Consider the following 20,024-nt stretch of genomic DNA (forward strand, 5'->3'; position numbering starts at 1 on the left):
AAACACACAAAGGAATGCACCATGTTTAACCATGACAAATTAACTGAACTCAATGACACCATTTCCCGAGTGACTAAATTAACAGACTCGTTTGCTAAATATCCTGGCATAGTCAAAAAGCAGATTTCAAATAACCTTATGACTCGCGAAAACGTTATGTATAAAAACATGGTGACTGCACAACAACATGGTCAAATCACCACCGCAGAAAACCTACAAATCACCACTTTGCTCAATGTGATAAGTGCGATATCAGAAGCGATTTTTGTGATTAATTCTGCTGGTGTGATTGAGATGATAAATCCATTGGCGGCTAAATTATTTGGTGCACATAATGAGATGTTAATTGGCCAAACTTGGACCGATTATTTACAAAGCCCGTTTAAAGATGAATATCAATCGTTATTTGATGTTTGGAATAAGGCAAATGCAAGCAATAAACAAACCGCGCCGTTTAATCACGGTCCAAAAGAAATTATCATTAATCGCGGTGACAGCACCTTACTCGAAGCCGACTTGTCATTGTCATGCTTACCCTCAATGCAAATGGGATCTGAACCATTATTCATCGGTATCATGCATAACTTAACCAACCATAAAGCTGAGTACCATAAACTGCGCCACTTGGCTCACACAGATAAATTAACTGGCCTTGCAAACCGTCACGCCTTTGATGATGCCCTGCAAACCAACTGGAATGACAGTATTAACCACGACCAACCCTTGTGTTTAATCATTATCGATGTCGATTATTTTAAAATATTTAACGACCAATTTGGTCATGTGAATGGCGATAAATGTTTGCAAAAAATTGCCAAGGTGCTTTTGGATGCATTGCCATCAAGCAATGCCATGGCAGCCCGCTATGGTGGCGAAGAGTTTGTGGTCATTTTACCCAACAGCAACCCATTAACAGCTGAATATATTGCTCAAAAAATTCAGCGAAGTATTAATCAATTAACCTTTACCGACTTGGGGTTGCCTGCGCAAACTAAAATCAGTGTCAGCCAAGGTATTGCCTGTGAACGCGGCGGTCAATATCGCACCCCAACAGCCCTAGTATGCGCAGCAGATACCGCACTTTACCGCGCAAAATCAAGCGGGCGTAATCGAATCAATATCAGTGGCTAACCGTTAACGACTAACAATTAGCCATTAGCGAATAGCCATTGGCAGATAAATCCGCCTACTGGTTCAAATACTTGCTTTAGCACAGGTTTGATAAGCTGCAATACCACTGTTTGCATTGGCTTGCAGGGCAAGTTGATACTCGATAGCTGTGGCAAAATGTGCATCCCAATGCTGCAATTTGGGCAACATAAGTTGATGCCACAATGGTGGAATAAGCGTAAGGACAAAAGTACTCAGATACCCGCCAATCATTTGCGGTGCGTGCGGATACGGTGACAATTGATGATAAGGTAATTGGCCTTGGGCGTGATGATGCGAATGGCGAGTTAAATTAAACATCGCCCACGAACTCACCCGTTTATTGGTATTCCAAGAATGGTGTGGTTGTACTGGCGAGTTGACCGCTCGAACTAAGCCATAATGCTCCATGTAATTGACTATTTCTAAGGTCGCTTTAGCCCACAACGCCATTAGTACAAAAAAACTTACCCCCTGCCAACCCGCTAGCCAAAACACCCACCCCATAATCACTAAGCTCATGGCATATCCTCTTAAGGCTTTGTTGTGCCAACTCAATAGCGCAAGCTGTTTACGCATAAGCCTTTGTAGCTCAATGTGCCAGGCACTTATATTGCCTTTAATGGTCGACATAACAATGTGCGCATACACATTCCGGCCACGGGGCGCAGTCGCAGGATCGTCCAAGGTACTAACATACTTGTGATGCCCATACACATGCTCAATGGCAAAGTTAGCATCAAAGCTAAAGGCCAATAACCAGCGGCCAATCAATAATGACACCGGCTGCCAAGTTCGGTGGCTTAACTCATGGCCGGTAATTGTTGCCATTACACCAACCACTAAGCCTAAATAAATCACCATTACCCCATACTGGATCAGGCTGGTATTTTCTCGCGCCAATAACACATCATAACCACTGATACGGGTGATCAAAGCGCCATATTGACCGATATCCTGGCTGGCAAACTGCCAACTGCTAACAAACACCAACATCACGGTTAAGGGCAGCGCCAACCATAATTGCCACGTCAGCAAGGCCGGAAACTGATAGCTCGGCGTGTGTACATCATCACCAAATAAAATATCGCCACCTAAATACACCGCCACCCATATAGCAAAACCTATACTGATGTATGACTCACCCAAGGTAATACTGGCAATGGCAATCAGCGCCATAAGGTGAAACGACATAAACTTAAGATATTTAAACATCACAGTGTCCTACTCTTGCGGCTCATCAGCCAGCTGACGCTGACGAAAATTCAGTTTAATACTGACATTAGACCTTGGCACACTTTGGCACGCCAAAATCATTCCTTGAGCTATCGCCTTGGCTGATAACACGTAAGCACTGTCGGTTAACTGTTTAACCTCACCAGACACTAACTGGCACCGACAAGCGCCACAGCTGCCCACCTGACAATGGTGAGGAAAGCGAATGTTGGCCGCCAGTGCAGACGTTAAAATGGTTTGCTTTACGCTGACTCGCTCAATCACTTTCTGGTCATTAATCGTTAGGGTCACAGGTTTGGCCGTAAACATTGACAACATAAGCCGTCCTTTAAGGTTAAAGGTTAAAGGTTAAAGGTTAACTTTACGCCAGCATCCAAGATAGAAAAGAGGGGGAGATGGACATAAAGGGGTCATTAATAGACAAATGCAACAAAATCCGTTACAACTAAGTTAAATCCATTGATAAGAATGTTATGCAGCCACTGCCAATTTTTTACTTAAACCAAGTTTATCAACAACTAAGCCTGTGGGAATGTAATGTTAACATTTGGCTGAGGCATAACGGCATCACACTTGAGCAATTACAAGACCCGTACTATCAAGTGAGTTTTGATGATTATCAACGGCTAATAAACTCTGCAATCAATCTTTCGGCCAGACCAGACCTAGGTTTACATGTCGGCAATCGAATAAGCATTAACACTCATGGCATGATGGGTTTTGCCATGCTTAACAGCAGCACGCTTAAACAAGCCATTGATACATTGAAGCAGTTTATTAACACCCGCACGCCGCTGGTTAGGGTAAATATCCACGAAACGGCCGACACCATGGTCATAACATTCCAAGAAGTACAACCACTAGGCGTAATACAACAACCGTTTATGGATGCACTCTTGGTGACTATTGCTAAGTTGCTGCAACAACTCAGTCCGCACTCTCCGGCGTTATGTCAGATTAATCTGAGCTTCCCTGCGCCAACTTATTGGCAGCAATATTCGGCATTAACTAAGGTGCCAGTTCATTTTAACCAAGCTAGCACCCAGTTTATATTAACCCAAACATTGTTAACCCAACGCCTTGAGATGGCCGATCCCAGCTCATTTATGCAAGCCAGACAATGGTGCATTAACGAACTCGATCTACTTAACGGACAGCAGAGTTTGAGTGATAAGCTGTATCAGTATTTATTGCCAAGCCCGATGCCATTACCCAGTTTGAGTGACACCGCAGCGCATTTTCACATGACACCACGCACCCTGCATCGCCATTTAGCTCAACAGCAAAGTAGCTATAAAACTATTGTGGCGTCGGTGAACCATCACATTGCTAAGCATTATTTATCGCAATCTCAAGGCAGCATTAAACAACTGGCATATCAATTAGGTTATGTGGATGTGACTAATTTTCGGCGGGCATTTAAGCGCTGGCAAGGCATGACCCCAAGTGAATACCGCCAGCAGCAAAAGACAGGATCCGAAATATGAGTTTTTAAGATGAGTATCTAATGTGAGTATCTAATATGGGTCGCGAATGTGAGTTTCTAATATGGGTCGCAAGTGTGAGTATCTAATATGAGTCGCGAGTGTGAGCATCTAATATGAGTCGCGAATATGGGTCGCGAATATGGGTCGCGAATGTGAATATCTAATATGGGTCGCGAGTGTGAGTATCTAATGTAGGTCACGAATGTGAGTATGCCATAAACGTAAAAAAGCAAACTGCGTTAACCTTAAACCCATGCTAAACATCATCAAGACAAGCGCCAAGGGTCGTCGTATTCCGCTAATAATCAATCTGTCATGGGCGGTCATTTTTGTTCGCTAAGCAAGTTTAGCGAACCTCAGATCACCATAATAAACGCGTATTAAACTGCTTTGTGGCTAAACAAGCTTAGTCTAAAAAGCTGTTATCTTGAGCCAGCATGACTTGATACAGAGGTTGAAAATTACCCCAAGTGACTAAGTCAGACCCATTAAATTGACGGGTTTTTGTGGCAATATCATGGCCAATCAACTTAAGTTCACCTGCCGCTTGTGCCAGTAATTGGCTATGACAACAACTGTCTAGCATAACAAAGTTGGCCGTGGCCGCATCAACTGACTTCCCTACGGTCAATAAGCCATGATTTTGTAAAATCACCGCCGCATGGCCTTGCAGCGCCTCAGCAATCATGTCGCCTTCAGACACCTCGGCAACCACACCGGTAAAGGTATCAAACACACTGTGGTTGTCATAAAACATGCAAGCATCTTGTGAAATCGGTTTCAGTAACTCACCTAATGCCGAAAACGCACGACCATAAGTGGTATGGGCATGGGCTACCGCATTCACGTCTGGGCGCGCATGATGAATACGTGAATGAATCGCAAACGCGGCATTATTAATCGGGTGCTTACCTTCCAAAATTTGACCTTTATGGTTAACACGCACTAAGTCTGATGCCCTAATTTTAGAAAAATGCACCGCCAAAGGGTTTACCCAAAATGAATCGGGATCAATACAATCACGCAAGGTAATGTGGCCCGCCAAACCTTCATCGAATCGATAATGGGCAAACACTCTAAATGCAGCGGCTAGGCGCTGTTTTTCAAATTGTTGTTGCTGTTGTTTACTGTCAAATTTTGGCGGTAACGGCATCGGATACTTATCGGTACCAATGGTCATTTTTTTAATTTGTTGGGCTTGTTGTGCTTCGTGTTCGTCGTGTGAAATGGTCATCTTGAGTCTGCTTATATTGGTTTAGTTTGACTTTAATTTAACCAAGCCTAAAATAAATTCAAATGATACTAACTTATAGATAACTATTAATATGCTGCATAATAAGATTGATTTGAATCTATTTCTGGTCATGGTCACGGTTTATCAGCAAGGGAGTATTACTGCCGCAGCCACTAAGTTGCACTTAACCCAACCTGCGGTGAGCCATGCTATCGCCCGCTTACGCAGCAAATTTAACGACCCATTATTTGTCCGTCATGGCCGTAAAATGGTGCCAACAGCCTTGTGCCAAAAAATCATTCCCGATGTGCTGCAAGCGATTAATTTACTTAATAACACCGTCAGCCAACCTGCCACATTTGATATTCAGCAGCATAAACGGGAAATAAAACTCGGTTTAAGAGATATTTTAGAGTCGATGTTTTTCCCAATATTGGTGCCTGACTTACTTAAAAACACCCCTAACCTCACCATAAACAGTCGTCAAATTAAGCGGACAGAACTTGAACCCTCATTGGCTCAGCAAAGCTTAGATATTGTTATCGACGTGCTGATGCCAACCCATAAAGACATACGCAGTAGCTTAATTTGTCATGAAGGTTTTTCGCTTATTTGCCGCAAAGATCACCCCATACTGCAACAGCTAACCCTGGAACATTACGCTAAAGCGTCACATGCGTTAGTCAGCTTAAAAGACTTTACCATCGACACCGTCGACATGGCATTAGCCACCCAAGGGATCACCCGCAATATTGCCTTGCGCTGCGAGCACTACTTTGCCGCCATTAACGTTGTTAGCCAGTCAGACATGATAATGACCATGCCCAACAGCTATGCCATGTTGCTGCAACAATCTATGCCTATTGTGGTGTCACCCTTGCCATTTGACGTACCCAATTTAGCCGTACACATGTATTGGCATAAACAAGCTGAAGAAGATCCAGTAAACCAATGGATAAGAACTAAACTGCTTAATATCTCAGCGCAGTTGTTCTAGTGGTCTTTAAAATAACAAATAGAATAACAATAAAAATAATCACCCATAAAACAATCACCCATAAAAACCCTTTTTTAATCTAGCTCCGTTTACACACATAACAGACCAAGATTAGCGGTTTAAAAAATAGCATAAAGCGAACTATTAGCGGAGTCATCAATGAACAGACCATTACTTATTAGTATCCTCTCGGGCGTATTATTCACCTTAACCGCAGCCAGCAGTTTATCGACACTGCAAGCGGCTGAGTTAAGTTTCGCCCATATTGAAACAGAAGGAACCAGCACCATAGAAGCCCCGGCAGACATGGCCATCATCAATGTCCAAGTATCAATAGAAGCGGATAGTGCCAAAGCGGCTAAAGACAAAGCCGACGATGCCGTCAGCCAATTTATGCAGCGTTTACTCAACGCGGGTATCGACAAAAAGCACATTCAAAGTGCTAATTTACAGCTCAATCCACAATACAGTTATGTGCAAAATGAACCACGAAAATTGACCGGCTATAGCGCAAATCGTCAAATGACGGTAACCGTAATGGACCTCAACAGCTTAAATGAATTACTCGATAGCGCTTTGGTTGAAGGGATTAATAACGTTAATAATATCGAGCTGAAATCCAGCCAAGAAGCACAAATCATTGCCCAAGCTCGCCAAGCCGCCATTAACGATGCCAAGCAAAAAGCCCAATCGCTCGCCAAAGGCTTTGGCGAACAAATCGCTGGCGTATGGGAAGTAAGGTACTTTCCGCAGCAATCACATCAACCTGAAATGTACCGTGCCAGCATGAAAATGAATGCTGATGTGGCGCAAACCTATCAACAAGGTCAAGTGACGATTAGCGACAGAATCGAAGTGGTATTTAGACTCAAATAGTCATACTGCCGGAAGTCGCTAAAGGCAATGTGCCAGAGCTTATCGCTACGCTGGCACATTAGCTTGCAGCCAAGCAACAAAACCAATGGTGATAAGCATCCGTTAGGGTAACTGAACGAGTCTACTCTTTAAAACAGAGCAGCTTGGTGGATTAACACAGTATATTTCACCTCAGATCAGATAATAAACAGTTATCAAACAGCCCTTTGTACGGCTAACTTCATTATATTTATTGGCAATAGGATCGTCCAGAATCATAAACAATGGCAATAAACATTCACTTTTATCTGTAAAAATAACAAGCTCAAACAAGTAATAACCTTATATTTATTAAGGTTTTATTATAAAAATTTCATTTAATTGCCACAAAAATGATCTGAGTCACATATGGATCTCGCTCCTCAAACTAAACTTAATGAATTGAATGTGACTGTGGATGCGAGAAAAAGGTTAGCAAGATTAATCTGCATTACTGACATAAAAACCACTATAGGCATACTCCATTTACGCTGTTGTACCCTAATGATGTCCTACTCGTCGCATCCTCAAAGGCATTAAGACTTAGCCAGTGACTCCGAAAAATTAAAAGGCCTTGCAATGATTGATATCACTATCGACGGCACAACGCTATCGCTTCCCCAGACAAACAACTTGTTAAAGGCAGCCATTGACGCCGGTATTAATATACCTAGCTTATGTGACTTCTCCCACAATCAAGAGAAGCAGCACTGTAATTTATGCCAAGTACAAATAAAAAACCATGATGGCAGTTTACGGTGTGTTCGTGCCTGTGAGACACCGCTGGAAGCCGGCTTAGATGTGATTACCAAGTCGAGCTATTTAAGCAAAATTCGTCAACAGGCACTCAAAGATATTCTTAGCGATCATTTTGCTGATTGTGAAGCCCCTTGCCAAACCGCCTGTCCAGCCGGCGTTGACGTGCAGTCGTATCTGTATCATATCGGCAGAGGCGATCATAAAGAAGCTGTCAAGGTCATTAAAAAAACCTTGCCTTTGCCACTGTCCATTGGTCGTGTTTGTCCGGCATTTTGTGAAGCAGAATGCAGTCGTGGACTGGTTGACGAACCGGTGGCTATTCGCCAACTCAAACGTCATGCAGCCGATCTGGATTTACATGATTTGGAATCTTATGTTCCGCCAAAAGCACCGGCTACCAATAAACGCATTGCGATTATCGGCAGTGGCCCTGCGGGATTAACCGCGGGTTATTATCTGTCTAATAATGGTCACGATGTGACCATTATGGAATCTGCACCTAAAGCTGGGGGCTGGTTACGTTATGGCATCCCAGAGTATCGCTTACCTAAAGATATTCTTGATAAAGAAATTGAACTGCTCACCCGTAACGGACTTAAGATCCAAACCGGAGTGGCACTGGGTCGTGATACCAATTTAACCGAATTAGTGGCCAATTATGATGCAGTTTGCCTTGCTATTGGGGCACAAAAAGCCGTACCAATGAACTACCCTGGCAGTGATTTAAAGGGCTGTTATTTAGGTGTAGATTATTTGCGCGATTATTGCACCGACAAAAAACTTATCACAGGTAAAAAAGTAGCCGTGATCGGTGGCGGTAACACGGCTATCGATTGCGCCCGCACCGCGGTCCGAGATGGCGCTGATGTGAGCTTAATCTATCGTCGTAGCCGTGATGAAATGCCAGCAGAACCCTATGAAATACATGAAGCCGAAGTGGAAGGGGTTAAGTTTCATTTTCTCACCAATCCAATTGAAAACCACAGTGATAGCCAAGGCCAAGTGAAATCAGTCACGTTTGCTAAAATGGCGCTGGGTGAACCCGATGCTTCGGGCCGACGCTCTCCCAAGGCTACAGGCGAAACGTTTGAGGAAGCGTTTGATACCGTCATTCCCGCGGTATCTCAAAAAGTGGATTTAGCCTTTTTAGACCAGCCAGAAAATCAGATAGACAGTGGTCACATTGCCTTGACTCGCTGGCATACTTTCCTTGGCTGCGAACAGACCATGTCTGCCGGGGTGGAAAAGTTATTTGTTATCGGTGATTCACGCACCGGCCCCTCGACCGCTGTGGCTGCGGTTGCCGATGGCCGAAAAGCCGCTGAGGCCATTGAGGGATTATTAACTGAAGGGTTAACTTGCCATTTAGAACCCGCAGCGTTTAACTCGATAAAAGCCAAGAAAACGTCTTCATTGTCTGCTGAATTATACCCTGACACGGCCAAACGGCCACGCTTGAAAATGCCAGAATTAAACCAGTTAAATCGAGCGCTTAACTTTGCCGAAGTCGAGCTAGGATTCATTCCCGATGCCGCAATGAAAGAAGCCATGCGCTGTTTAGAATGTGCTTGCCAAGCCAATACAGATTGTCAGTTACGCGACTATGCCACCGAATATAAAGTAGACGGTAAAGCACTTGATCAGAGTCAGGCACGTAAATTTAAAGTCGATAACAGTGCGCCTTTTATTACCTTTGATGCCAATCGTTGCATCAGTTGCGCCGCTTGTGTTGAAGCCTGCCATCAACAAAGTGGTCATAACGTTATCAGCTTTGAACCCAATAGTTATCAAGCACTGCCAAATGCGACCGCCGCCATTAGCCGCAATGCCCCTCGTGTCGGCTTCACGGCTTCAATGAGTGACAGCGATTGTGTTCAATGTGGTAACTGTGTTCAAGTCTGTCCAACTGGCGCCTTGGTTGATGCCAGAGATAAAACTCAAGGCCGTGATATAGCGTTAACCAAAACCTCAACGGTGTGCACCTATTGTGGTGTCGGTTGCCGTGTTGAACTGCATGTTGACCAAAGCAAGAATCACGTTATGCGGGTAACCGGTGACAGTCATTCGCTGGTAAATGAAGGCATGTTGTGTGTAAAGGGCCGCTCTGGCTTTGACTTTTTGAACAGTCCTAAACGCCTCACTACGCCATTAATTCGCAAAAATGGTCAGCTCCAACCAGCCAGTTGGGCTGAAGCCTTAGGCTATATAGCAGAGCAACTTCAACCGATTAAAGATGCTGCGGGCCCAAGCAAGTTCGCCGCATTGTCATCGGCTAAATGCACCAATGAAGAAAACTATTTAATGCAAAAGTTCACCCGTAGCATTATGGGTACCAATAGCATAGATCACTGCGCTAGACTGTGTCATTCATCGTCGGTTGCAGGCTTATCCGATACCATTGGCGGCGGGGCCATGACCAATGATATTCCCAGTATTAAAGATTCAGATGTCATTTTTATCATCGGCTCCGATACGACCACTGCCCACCCGATTATCGCCTCGCATATCAAAAGAGCAGTCAATCAACATGGCGCGCGCTTAATCGTCGCGGACCCAAAGAAAACCACTATCGCAGACAGTGCCAATTTATATGTATCACATAAACCTGGCACAGATGTGATGCTACTCAATGCCATCATGCAACAAATTATCATCCATGATTGGCAAGACATGGAATACATCAACAAGCGTATTGAAGACTATCAATTGCTAAAGCAAGAAGTGATGAAGCCTGATTATAATTTAGTCAATGCGGCGTTAATCACTGGGGTGAGCGCCGAAGACATTGCCGCCATGGCAAAAATGATCGGCACCGCTAACAAAACCGCCTTGTATTATGCAATGGGAATTACCCAACATACTTCAGGTTATGACAATGTCGTGTCCACTTCTAACTTACAGTTACTGTGCGGCAACATCGGCGTAAGCGGCGCGGGACTGAATCCATTGCGCGGCCAAAGCAATGTTCAAGGCGCTTGTGATATGGGGGCGTTACCCGACTTTTATCCCGGTTACCAGAAAAACAATAATCCCGTCAATAACGCTAAATTTGCCAACGCATGGGGAAATACTTCGCTGCCGTCAGAACCAGGACTGGCGGCGACTGAAATCATGCAGGCTATTGTTAAAGGCAAACTAGATGCACTTTATGTATTGGGTGAAAATCCGGTACTAAGCGATCCGGATCAAGCCCATGTGATAGCAGCACTGTCAAAAATCAACTTTATGATTGTGCAAGATATCTTTTTAACCGAAACCGCCCAGATGGCCCATGTGGTATTACCCGCAACCGCCTTTGCGGAAAAAGATGGCCATTTCACTAACACCGAACGTCGAGTACAACAGTTACGCGTGGCATTAACGCCACCGGGTGAGGCGATTGTAGACTGGAAAATTATCCAAATGATTGCCAACACCCTGGGTGCCGATTGGCACTACCACAGCACAAAAGATATTTGGCAAGAAATTAACCAGCTCACGCCACAATATCAGGGCCTGACTTGGCAACGACTTGAACACAAGGTAGATGGTTTACAGTGGCCATGTTTTGATGAAAACCATCCTGGCACACCGATTTTGCATACCGAGACGTTTTTGCGCGGCAAAGGTAGAATGATCCCGGTGAGTTATCGTCTGCCCGCCGAAATGCCAGATAGCGAGTATCCATTAATCCTGTCAACAGGTCGCTTGCTGGAGCAATTCCATACCGGCACCATGACACGCAAAACACCTGAACTCGATATTAAAGGTTCACCCAGAGTGATGATTTCTGTTTATGATGCAGAGCAGTTAGGCGTGGGTAACGGTGATATGTTAAAACTCAGTACCCGCCGAGGTGAAATAGAAATAGCCGCCTTTGTGACTAAACGAGCCCAAGTAGGGGTATTATTTTTACCCTTCCACTTTGCCGAAGCCGCAGCCAATAAACTGACCATCAATGCATTGGATCCTATCGCTAAGATCCCCGAGTTTAAAGTGTGTGCCGTTAAAGCTGAAAAGTCACTGCAACCAAGCACTATGGTCTAGGTCTAACCGCACGTGTCTTAGCAAGTGCCTAGAACGCTACGCTGCTAGGACGCTTCGCGGCTAGAGTCTATAAAATCTTAGCAAGTGCCTAGGACGCTTCGCGGCTAGAGGCTATAAAATCTTAGCAAGTGCCTAGAACGCTGCGCTACTAGGACGCTTCGCGGCTAGAGGCTATAAAATCTTAGCAAGTGCCTAGAGCGCTACGCTGCTAGGACGCTTCGCGGCTAGAGGCTATAAAATCTTAGCAGCGAAGCTGTCCCTAGCAGCGAAGCGATACTAGCAGTGACGAAGTCACGCCCTAGCAGCGAAGCGACCCTAGCAGTGACGAAGTCACGCCCTAGCAGCGAAGCGACCCTAGCAGTGACGAAGTCACGCTCTAGCAGCGAAGCGATACTAGCAGTGACGAAGTCACGCCCTAGCAGCGAAGCGACCCTAGCAGGACGCCAACGAAGTCATGATTGCTTAGCGCAACAATAACAATGGAATATGACTTTTACTGATCATCCGTGTCGTGTTGCTGCCTACAAAAAATTCACGAATACGTGAATGACCATAAGCACCCATGACCATTAAATCAATTTGGTTTGCTAGTTGGTAAGCTTCAAGGGCGATTTGCACCTCTCCCTGACAAACCGCTGTTGTCACCTCAAAACCTGCCTCGGTAAGAGATTCTGCAACCAAGGTCAATTCGGTCATTGCTTGAGATTGATGGTCAGATGCCATCACCAAATGGCATTCGAGCCCTTCAAGTAGTGGACTGCTTACCACTCGATTAAGGACTGTTTTAGAGGTCTCACTACCATCGTAGGCAATCATAAAACGTGTTGGTATTTGAAACTCAGCCATGACAACTAAAATAGGCTGTTTAAGAGTTCGAATAACACTTTCTAAATGAGTTCCAATCGCCTGCGCCTGATCTTGATGTTGCTCTCCTTGACGCCCGATAACCACGAGTCTGGCATCGGATTCTTGCTCTAGCAGCGTTTCAACCAAATCCCCATGCCGCTGTAGCGTTTCAACCACAACTAAAGGTTGTGCGTCAATAATGCGCGTTTTGGCATCTTGAAGCATATATTTGCCTTGTTCGAGTGCAAGCTTGCTCATGCGCCCTTCAAGTTCAACCATTTCAGCAAGTAGATGTTCTCGGCTACCAAGGCCAATATTTCCCGACAGGTTTAACTCTGTAGGATAGCCCGATTTATCCAATACATGTAGTAAGGTTACTGGGGCATCTAACTGCATGGCCGCCCATCCACTGGCATCGGATACGGCGAGTGTGGCTTTTGAACCATCGATACAGGCAATCACATTTGTCATCATTATTATCCTTTTATGCTGTTGCTATGGGCTTAGTGACCAGACATTATGTTTTCAACGTCTTCAGGCTTATCATGCACACCAAATTTATCCACAATGGTCGCACTTGCTTCGTTAAGACCAATCAATTCAACTTCAGTCCCCTCTCGGCGGAATTTAATCACCACCTTATCGAGTGCCGATACGGCAGTAATATCCCAAAAATGTGCTTGAGATAAATCAATGGTGACCTTATCGACCACTTCTCTGAAATCAAATGAATCAACAAATTTTTCAGCTGAGGCAAAAAATACCTGTCCGACAATTTGATAATGACGCTCAGCTTCGGCTGTCGTCGAGGTGCTCTTAACAACCATGAAACGGCCAACTTTATTGGCAAAGAATAGCGACGCGAGTAACACGCCAACAAATACTCCAATGGCTAAATTATGGGTTGCCACGACAACAACTACTGTGGCGACCATCACAAGGTTAGTCGATAAAGGATGATGTTTAAGATTACGAATAGAATCCCAAGAGAAGGTTCCTATAGACACCATGATCATCACGGCAACGAGTGCGGCCATAGGGATCATTTTTAACCATTCACCCAAAAATACGATTAACACTAATAGGAAAATACCCGCTGAAAAGGTCGACAAACGTCCACGACCGCCAGATTTAACATTGATAATTGATTGACCGATCATGGCACAACCCGCCATTCCGCCCAGTAAACCGGCACCGATATTGGCAATACCCTGCCCTTTACATTCGCGGTTTTTATCGCTTGGCGTATCGGTTAAGTCATCAACAATGGTGGCAGTCATCATCGATTCTAATAAACCAACAACAGCCAGTCCTGCAGAATAAGGAAAGATAATCATCAAGGTTTCAAACGTTAACGGCACATCAGGCCAAAGGAAAATAGGTAACGTATCAGGAAGTTGCCCCATATCACCGACAGTACGGATATCTAAACCAATAAACGCAGCAAACACAGTTAGCGCGACAATACACACTAAGGGCGAAGGCAGCGATTTACCAATCACAGGAATTAATGGAAATAAGTAAATGATACCCAGGCCTGCTGCTGTCATGGCGTACACATGCCAAGTCACATCAGTGAGTTCAGGCAACTGAGCCATAAAGATTAAAATGGCTAACGCATTCACAAAACCCGTCACCACCGACCGCGAGACAAAACGCATCAAACTGCCAAGCTTTAAGTAACCTGCCGCAATTTGGAGTATGCCCGTCAATAGAGTCGCTGCTAATAAATACTCAAGACCTTGTTCTTTAACTAAGGTCACCATCAATAGTGCCATTGCACCCGTGGCAGCAGAAATCATTCCCGGACGACCACCCGTAAAAGAAATCACCACAGCGATACAGAACGAAGCGTACAGGCCAACCTTAGGATCAACCCCAGCAATAATAGAAAAGGCAATCGCCTCAGGAATTAACGCTAGCGCAACGACAATACCGGCTAACAGATCTCCACGGATGTTCGAGAACCACTCTTTTTTCATGCTTTGTATCATGTATTTTACTCTGTTTAAATTTTGGCCAATATATCAACAACATAAGCTAACGCTCGATCTATATCTGCGTGTCACCAGTGAAATTAACTCATTAATACGACAAAATGATATTGGATAATGAGATACGACAAAAACTACCAAGAAGGCAGCGATTACGGACGGATCTAAGCGATCCAAATAGGGAAGGAAATACTAATGCGGCTAGTGCTCATTAATGAAAAAAACCTCGCTATTTTGGTGTTAATTAGGTTTAACATTAATTACACAAGCACTCTATAAAAAGTGCTGGCGGCAGTATAAAGGGTTGTTTAAGCAAAATCAAAGAGCGTAAAAGTAACCTTGCAGACGCTTTTACTAAATGACTGTCTCGTCAGGGCTGTATAAAGTGCCACAAGATATTGATAGCTCAGGTCTAGTTTCATTGAGACAGATGTTGCAAATCGATAGAAAATGATAGTAAGAAAAGCTTTAACCCAGTTTTAGATTTACCATAACAAACTAACCAAACCAATTAGTCTCGCCGATTAATTGTTGCGAGACTAGTATGTAGTCTATCAATAAAGCGCTTAGTATTTAGAAGGCTCACGCATCGTTGCCGCTACTCAATGATCTCCATTTAAGAGAGTGGCGACTTCTGAATAGTTTTCTTTTATGTCTAACAATAGCGCACCTGCATAATGGCTATCTTTAAATGTAGGCTAAACAAGTTTGCATCCGATGACCCATGTACCCGCGTTCGTCATCTGATTATCTAAGGTATTGAAACAGGTAGAATTAGCAATAAATGCTTTAACAAAGCTTCTGATTTTTATTGATTAAAAACCATAATATGCAGGCGCTAAATAAATAATCTCAGCTTCACGGGTTTGAAACACGGTCTCAATTTTTTGAGTTTTTTCATTAATCAGTCGATATGCAAATTGATGCGTTAAACGCTTTTTTTCAATAGGATCGTTTTGAGCATCTAATTCAACTAAATGTACTGATATTAACGTCTTGGGTTCATTTTCAGCATTATCCTGAGCGCTTACATTTGCTGATAACACAAATGTAGCAGCACACAATAACAATTGACTGCCGAACAATGTTGAATTGAAAACCACGTTAACTCTCCTTGTTGATAAAACAAAACAACTTAAATCGCATAGCGCTATTAACTCAAGCATAATGTAATAATCATGCTATATCTGCAGAAGGGTAAGCGGTAAAGCATTAGGTCGTTAGTGCCTTAAAACCGCATCTTCATCAGGGATTTAAAAACTAACCAACCCTGCGCTAAACTTGCCATTTTGCTCAATTATCGGTACTTTTAACCCTATTGAAAGACCTAAAAATAACAACAAAGGATTACGGATGGGAAACATACTTTGGGTGGCCTCTTACCCTAAATCAGGTAATACCTGGGTGCGTGCATTTTTAGAAAACTACATTCAAAATCAAGATCTGCCCATAGACATCAATACCATGCACACCATTTCGACAGCAGAATCGGCGGCGCATCGTTATCAAGCTTATTTACCAAAAGGTAAAACCGCCACCACCGAGCTCACGTTAGAAGAAGTCAGTCTACTGCGGCCACAGGTTCAAGCCGATATTGCTCAGCAAGCTAATGGCACTACGTTTGTAAAAACCCACAACTACTTAGGCGAATATAACGGCCAGCCACTGCATAATTCTACTGTCACATCAGGAGCCATCTATGTGGTTCGTAACCCGCTAGATGTGGCAATTTCAATGGCTAATTACTTTGGTTACAGCATCGATGAGGCCATTGCTTATATGGCAGAAGAAATGACGGGTACCCCAAATGAAGCACCACATGTGCCGCAAATTATTACATCTTGGTCTATGCATGTATCTAGTTGGACAGCCGATGATGCCTCAAAGTTGATTTTACGTTATGAAGATATTTTGGATGACCCCAAAAAAGCCTTCAGAAAAGTTGAGTCATTTTTGGGGTTGAAAAAAGATCCTCTGCGGTTAAAAAATGCCATTAAGCATTGCTCTTTTGCGCAATTAAAAGCCCAAGAAACCAAACGCGGCTTTGTGGAAAAACACGAAAATGCCAATGCTTTTTTTAGAAATGGCGCCAAACATCAGTGGAAAACAAAACTCACCGCTGAACAAGTGCAAAAAATTGTCGACACTCATTATGAACAAATGAAGCGCTTTAAGTATTTACCTGGGGGCAAGTAGCCTTATTGAATAAATGGCGCTTGAAACAACTGACCTTTAAAATAAGTCACTCTTTCGCGCAATCGCGCCGATAAAAAATGTCCTATGGCATCAGCCATAGGACATTTTTATTGGATGTTATTTAGGGTATCGAAGTGATTAATTGTATTTAAGCGCTTAACTGGGTTTACGGTAAGCCATGATCAGCAGCACTACACCGGTGAGTAGAAACGGTAAGCTTAACCACTGGCCGGCACTGAGTATCGACTCATGGTAGGCCGCTTGACTCACTTTAACGCTTTCAATAGCAATACGGGCGCTAAAGACTGACACTAAAAACACACCAAAAATCGCACCGTGTTTTTGCTTCATGTTGGTATATTTATAAATGGCGTATAAGCCAATAAATATCAATAAATAAGCAAACGATTCATACAACTGTGCAGGGTGGCGCGGTAACATATCAATCCGCTTAAAAATAATTCCCCATGGCAGAGTCGTTGGTTCGCCCAAAATCTCTGAATTAGCAAAGTTGGCTACACGGACAAAAAAGCCAAATATCGCAGTGGCGATCGCTAAACGATCAAGCAAAAACAAAAACGGTAACTTCACTTTGCGTTGGTAGTAATACAAGCCTATTATCGCCCCGAGCCCACCACCATGGCTGGCGAGTCCGCCTTCCCAAATTGCAAAAATTTTCAGCGGATGAGCAAAGTAATAACTCGGATCGTAGAAAATACAATGGGCTAAACGCGCACCAACAATAATGCCCACCACACAATAAACCAATAGGTTATCGAGTGATTCAATATCTAAGCCTTCTTTTGTGTAAATTCGCTTCATCACCTGAAAGCCAGTCGCAATCGCTAACGCAAATAACGCCCCATACCAATGAACCTTTAACCCCATAAAAGAGATCAATACAGGGTCAAGATCCCAAATGATGTGTTCCAAATTACCTACTCCAATTAATGCTGTGTTTTATCGCATTATGCTAAAACAACTTTGCTGCAGATGATACCCAGATACGCTGCACAAGAGAAAGTTTCATTAACTAATAAACATACTGCGGCTAAATAAGGTAACATTTAGCGCTTATTGACCGTGTGCCAAATGAATGTGTAGAGTTATCTAATGATTGCTGATAAGACCGAATACCATATTGATATAACAGAGCATGGTACTGATGCCATTAATTTGCTGGCGCAAACCAGTGGCTTAAGCAAACAAGTGTTAAAAGGTGCCATGCAAAAAGGTGCCATTTGGCACAGTCATGGCAAGCAAACCAATCGTATTCGACGCGCAAAAAAGCCTCTGCAGCCCGGTGACAAACTACACCTTTATTACAATCAATACATTTTAGACGAACAGGTGGCACCGGCAGAGTTACTGTTTGATGAAGGTGAGTACAGCATTTGGTACAAGCCTTATGGTATGCGTTGCCAAGGCTCAAAGTGGAGCGACCACAGCACCATTAATCGCTACGCAGAGTTGCATTTACAACCGCAACGTAATGCCTTTATTATCCATCGCCTTGACCGCGCAGCAACCGGTTTATTGCTGCTTGGTCACAGTAAAAAAACCACCGCTGCTATCACTCAGTTATTTCAAAGCCGCGCACTGGAAAAATATTATCAAGTGATTGTCGAAGGCGAGTTTCCTAGCCAACCCATTAGCATTGATAGCCCAGTCGATAATAAACCAGCACTGTCACATGCGACTCGTCTGGTCCATAATCCAGTGCTTAATCAATCAAAGGTGCAGGTAAAAATAGACACTGGCCGTAAACATCAAATTCGTATTCACATGGCTAGCCTTGGTCATCCCGTGGTGGGGGATCGTTTACATGGTCATGGTGACGAGCATTCACCTGATCTGGCACTGACATCGTGTTTTTTTCGCTTTGTTTGCCCAGTCAGTAACACCCTAAAAACCTTTGAATTACCAGAGCATTACCGTCCAGCGTTTATCGTCACCTAAGCAATAGCAATGTGATTCATAACCACAATCATTGTTCATCAACAGTCATGGAACCACACACTATGCGTCACATTATCATGTTACTTTGCCTTACTTGCAGCCAATGGAGCATAGCCGCCAGTTTACAACTGCCCGACAGTACTGAAACGGTATTAGTTAACGGTAAGGCCTCTGAGCAATCTAGCGTGAAACTCGACTTAACCCTGCCTGATGGCATGCAACAAATAGCCTTTCGCTATCAAGCCCATTACCGCGATAATGGCCGTCAAGATAACTTTATCTCTGACGTCGTTATCTTACGCTTTCAGGCCGAAGAACAAACCTATCAGTTAACCCTTCCGGCCATTAACTCAGCCTCAGACGCCAAGCAATTTAATGCTCAACCCGCTTTAGGGTTAATTGATCAAACAGGCAAAACCATGGCGTTTACCCAAGATAAACTGATGAAATCTGGCTTGCAAATTGGACGAGATTTTGCCCAAGAAAATGCTCAGTATAATGACTCTGATGCCATAGCCGCTATCGCACCTAATACAGCCATAATCAGAAGATTAGCAACAGCAGCCATGGCAATAGCAAGCGAACAGGGCACCCAAGTAATGAGCAATTCCGCAGTTCCATTGGTTAAAAAGCCTGAAGATATAACCCAAGCAGAAGTCAGTAGAATGCTAGATTATTGGTATCAAAAAGCGAATAACCACACCCAAGCCGAGTTTAAAGCTAAAATAAATCAATAATGATAGATTGTTATAAATCGAGTGTTGAATTTAGATAGCTTGAATTTAGATAGCTTGAATTTGATAGCTTGAATTTGATAGCTTGAGTTTAGATAGCTTGAGTTTAGATAGCTTGAGTTTAGATAGCCGCAAACATATCGATGATAATCGATTGGTTAGGAAATATATCGAAATGTTATTGGTGCTAATGTCAAAAATTAGCATCAGCCTGTAGTTAAAGAATTAAAAAACGAATATCCGCTTTATCGAATTAAGCCACAAGGTAATAATTGAGAATAATGACTGCATTGTCGGAATCGCTGCCGTTGGTTACCCCAGCGCTAAAGTCAGTAAGATACTTTGAAGCCCCCTTATGTGGATATATCCTCAAGAGTATTTAGAATCAATTAAGACAATCAATTAAGATAATCAATTAAAAAAATCAATTAAGATAATCACCTAGGCTTGCTTACATACCATATCTCCAGCTTTAGACACGCTTAATTATCTAATAAATAGTCAGTCGACTTT

General features: G+C 43.5%; 15 protein-coding genes. 8 read left to right on the forward strand and 7 right to left on the reverse strand.

What is annotated here, in order from left to right:
• The first annotated feature begins 21 nt into the window (after positions 1 to 21).
• Positions 22 to 1,131 carry a sensor domain-containing diguanylate cyclase gene (locus EGC80_RS00175; protein WP_206191869.1) on the forward strand — a complete coding sequence of 370 codons (1,110 nt, stop codon included), beginning with the start codon at positions 22 to 24 and terminating at the stop codon, positions 1,129 to 1,131.
• Positions 1,132 to 1,194: 63 nt separating this feature from the next.
• Here the strand turns inward: EGC80_RS00175 and EGC80_RS00180 are convergent, their stop codons facing one another.
• Both EGC80_RS00180 and EGC80_RS00185 read right to left on the reverse strand, forming a co-directional pair.
• Positions 1,195 to 2,364 carry an alkane 1-monooxygenase gene (locus EGC80_RS00180; RefSeq protein ID WP_124013573.1) on the reverse strand — a complete coding sequence of 390 codons (1,170 nt, stop codon included), beginning with the start codon at positions 2,362 to 2,364 and terminating at the stop codon, positions 1,195 to 1,197.
• A 9-nt stretch (positions 2,365 to 2,373) separates the two neighbouring features.
• A complete protein-coding gene (locus EGC80_RS00185; RefSeq protein ID WP_124013572.1) occupies positions 2,374 to 2,703 on the reverse strand; it encodes a 2Fe-2S iron-sulfur cluster binding domain-containing protein in 330 nt (109 codons plus the stop codon).
• 155 nt (positions 2,704 to 2,858) lie between these two features.
• Here EGC80_RS00185 and EGC80_RS00190 point away from each other — a divergent pair, with 155 nt between their 5' ends.
• Positions 2,859 to 3,872 carry an AraC family transcriptional regulator gene (locus EGC80_RS00190; protein ID WP_124013571.1) on the forward strand — a complete coding sequence of 338 codons (1,014 nt, stop codon included), beginning with the start codon at positions 2,859 to 2,861 and terminating at the stop codon, positions 3,870 to 3,872.
• Between the two features lie 406 nt (positions 3,873 to 4,278).
• Here EGC80_RS00190 and EGC80_RS00195 read toward each other — a convergent pair whose 3' ends face one another.
• Positions 4,279 to 5,106 (reverse strand): class II aldolase/adducin family protein, encoded by an 828-nt coding sequence (locus EGC80_RS00195; protein ID WP_124013570.1) that lies wholly within the window; start codon positions 5,104 to 5,106, stop codon positions 4,279 to 4,281.
• A 91-nt stretch (positions 5,107 to 5,197) separates the two neighbouring features.
• Here EGC80_RS00195 and EGC80_RS00200 point away from each other — a divergent pair, with 91 nt between their 5' ends.
• The 3 genes from EGC80_RS00200 to fdhF all read left to right on the forward strand — a co-directional run bounded on the left by EGC80_RS00200 (position 5,198) and on the right by fdhF (position 11,782).
• Entirely contained in the window at positions 5,198 to 6,103 is a 906-nt protein-coding gene (locus EGC80_RS00200; RefSeq protein ID WP_124013569.1) for a LysR family transcriptional regulator, read from the forward strand.
• Between the two features lie 159 nt (positions 6,104 to 6,262).
• A complete protein-coding gene (locus tag EGC80_RS00205; protein ID WP_124013568.1) occupies positions 6,263 to 6,979 on the forward strand; it encodes an oxidative stress defense protein in 717 nt (238 codons plus the stop codon).
• A 597-nt stretch (positions 6,980 to 7,576) separates the two neighbouring features.
• Entirely contained in the window at positions 7,577 to 11,782 is a 4,206-nt protein-coding gene (gene fdhF, locus EGC80_RS00210; protein ID WP_124013567.1) for a formate dehydrogenase subunit alpha, read from the forward strand.
• A 462-nt stretch (positions 11,783 to 12,244) separates the two neighbouring features.
• Here fdhF and EGC80_RS00215 read toward each other — a convergent pair whose 3' ends face one another.
• From EGC80_RS00215 to EGC80_RS00225, 3 genes are all read right to left on the reverse strand, one after another.
• Positions 12,245 to 13,102 (reverse strand): universal stress protein, encoded by an 858-nt coding sequence (locus EGC80_RS00215; RefSeq protein WP_233768568.1) that lies wholly within the window; start codon positions 13,100 to 13,102, stop codon positions 12,245 to 12,247.
• Between the two features lie 29 nt (positions 13,103 to 13,131).
• A complete protein-coding gene (locus EGC80_RS00220; protein ID WP_101032687.1) occupies positions 13,132 to 14,622 on the reverse strand; it encodes a SulP family inorganic anion transporter in 1,491 nt (496 codons plus the stop codon).
• 815 nt (positions 14,623 to 15,437) lie between these two features.
• Positions 15,438 to 15,725, reverse strand: coding sequence for a hypothetical protein (locus tag EGC80_RS00225; RefSeq protein ID WP_124013566.1), 288 nt, complete (start codon positions 15,723 to 15,725; stop codon positions 15,438 to 15,440).
• Positions 15,726 to 15,975: 250 nt separating this feature from the next.
• Between EGC80_RS00225 and EGC80_RS00230 the strand changes: the two genes are divergently transcribed.
• The gene (locus tag EGC80_RS00230) at positions 15,976 to 16,818 is read left to right on the forward strand and encodes a sulfotransferase domain-containing protein (RefSeq protein ID WP_124013565.1); all 843 of its coding nucleotides are present in this window, start codon (positions 15,976 to 15,978) and stop codon (positions 16,816 to 16,818) included.
• 156 nt (positions 16,819 to 16,974) lie between these two features.
• Here the strand turns inward: EGC80_RS00230 and lgt are convergent, their stop codons facing one another.
• The gene (gene lgt, locus EGC80_RS00235) at positions 16,975 to 17,751 is read right to left on the reverse strand and encodes a prolipoprotein diacylglyceryl transferase (RefSeq protein WP_124013564.1); all 777 of its coding nucleotides are present in this window, start codon (positions 17,749 to 17,751) and stop codon (positions 16,975 to 16,977) included.
• Positions 17,752 to 17,931: 180 nt separating this feature from the next.
• On the opposite strand from lgt, the gene EGC80_RS00240 reads away from it, so the two are divergent.
• Both EGC80_RS00240 and EGC80_RS00245 read left to right on the forward strand, forming a co-directional pair.
• Entirely contained in the window at positions 17,932 to 18,777 is an 846-nt protein-coding gene (locus EGC80_RS00240; RefSeq protein ID WP_101032691.1) for a pseudouridine synthase family protein, read from the forward strand.
• A 62-nt stretch (positions 18,778 to 18,839) separates the two neighbouring features.
• Entirely contained in the window at positions 18,840 to 19,514 is a 675-nt protein-coding gene (locus tag EGC80_RS00245) for a DUF2057 domain-containing protein (protein WP_164839398.1), read from the forward strand.
• Positions 19,515 to 20,024: the final 510 nt, after the last annotated feature.

The organism is Shewanella psychromarinicola, assembly GCF_003855155.1.
In the GTDB taxonomy this organism is placed as follows: domain Bacteria; phylum Pseudomonadota; class Gammaproteobacteria; order Enterobacterales; family Shewanellaceae; genus Shewanella; species Shewanella psychromarinicola.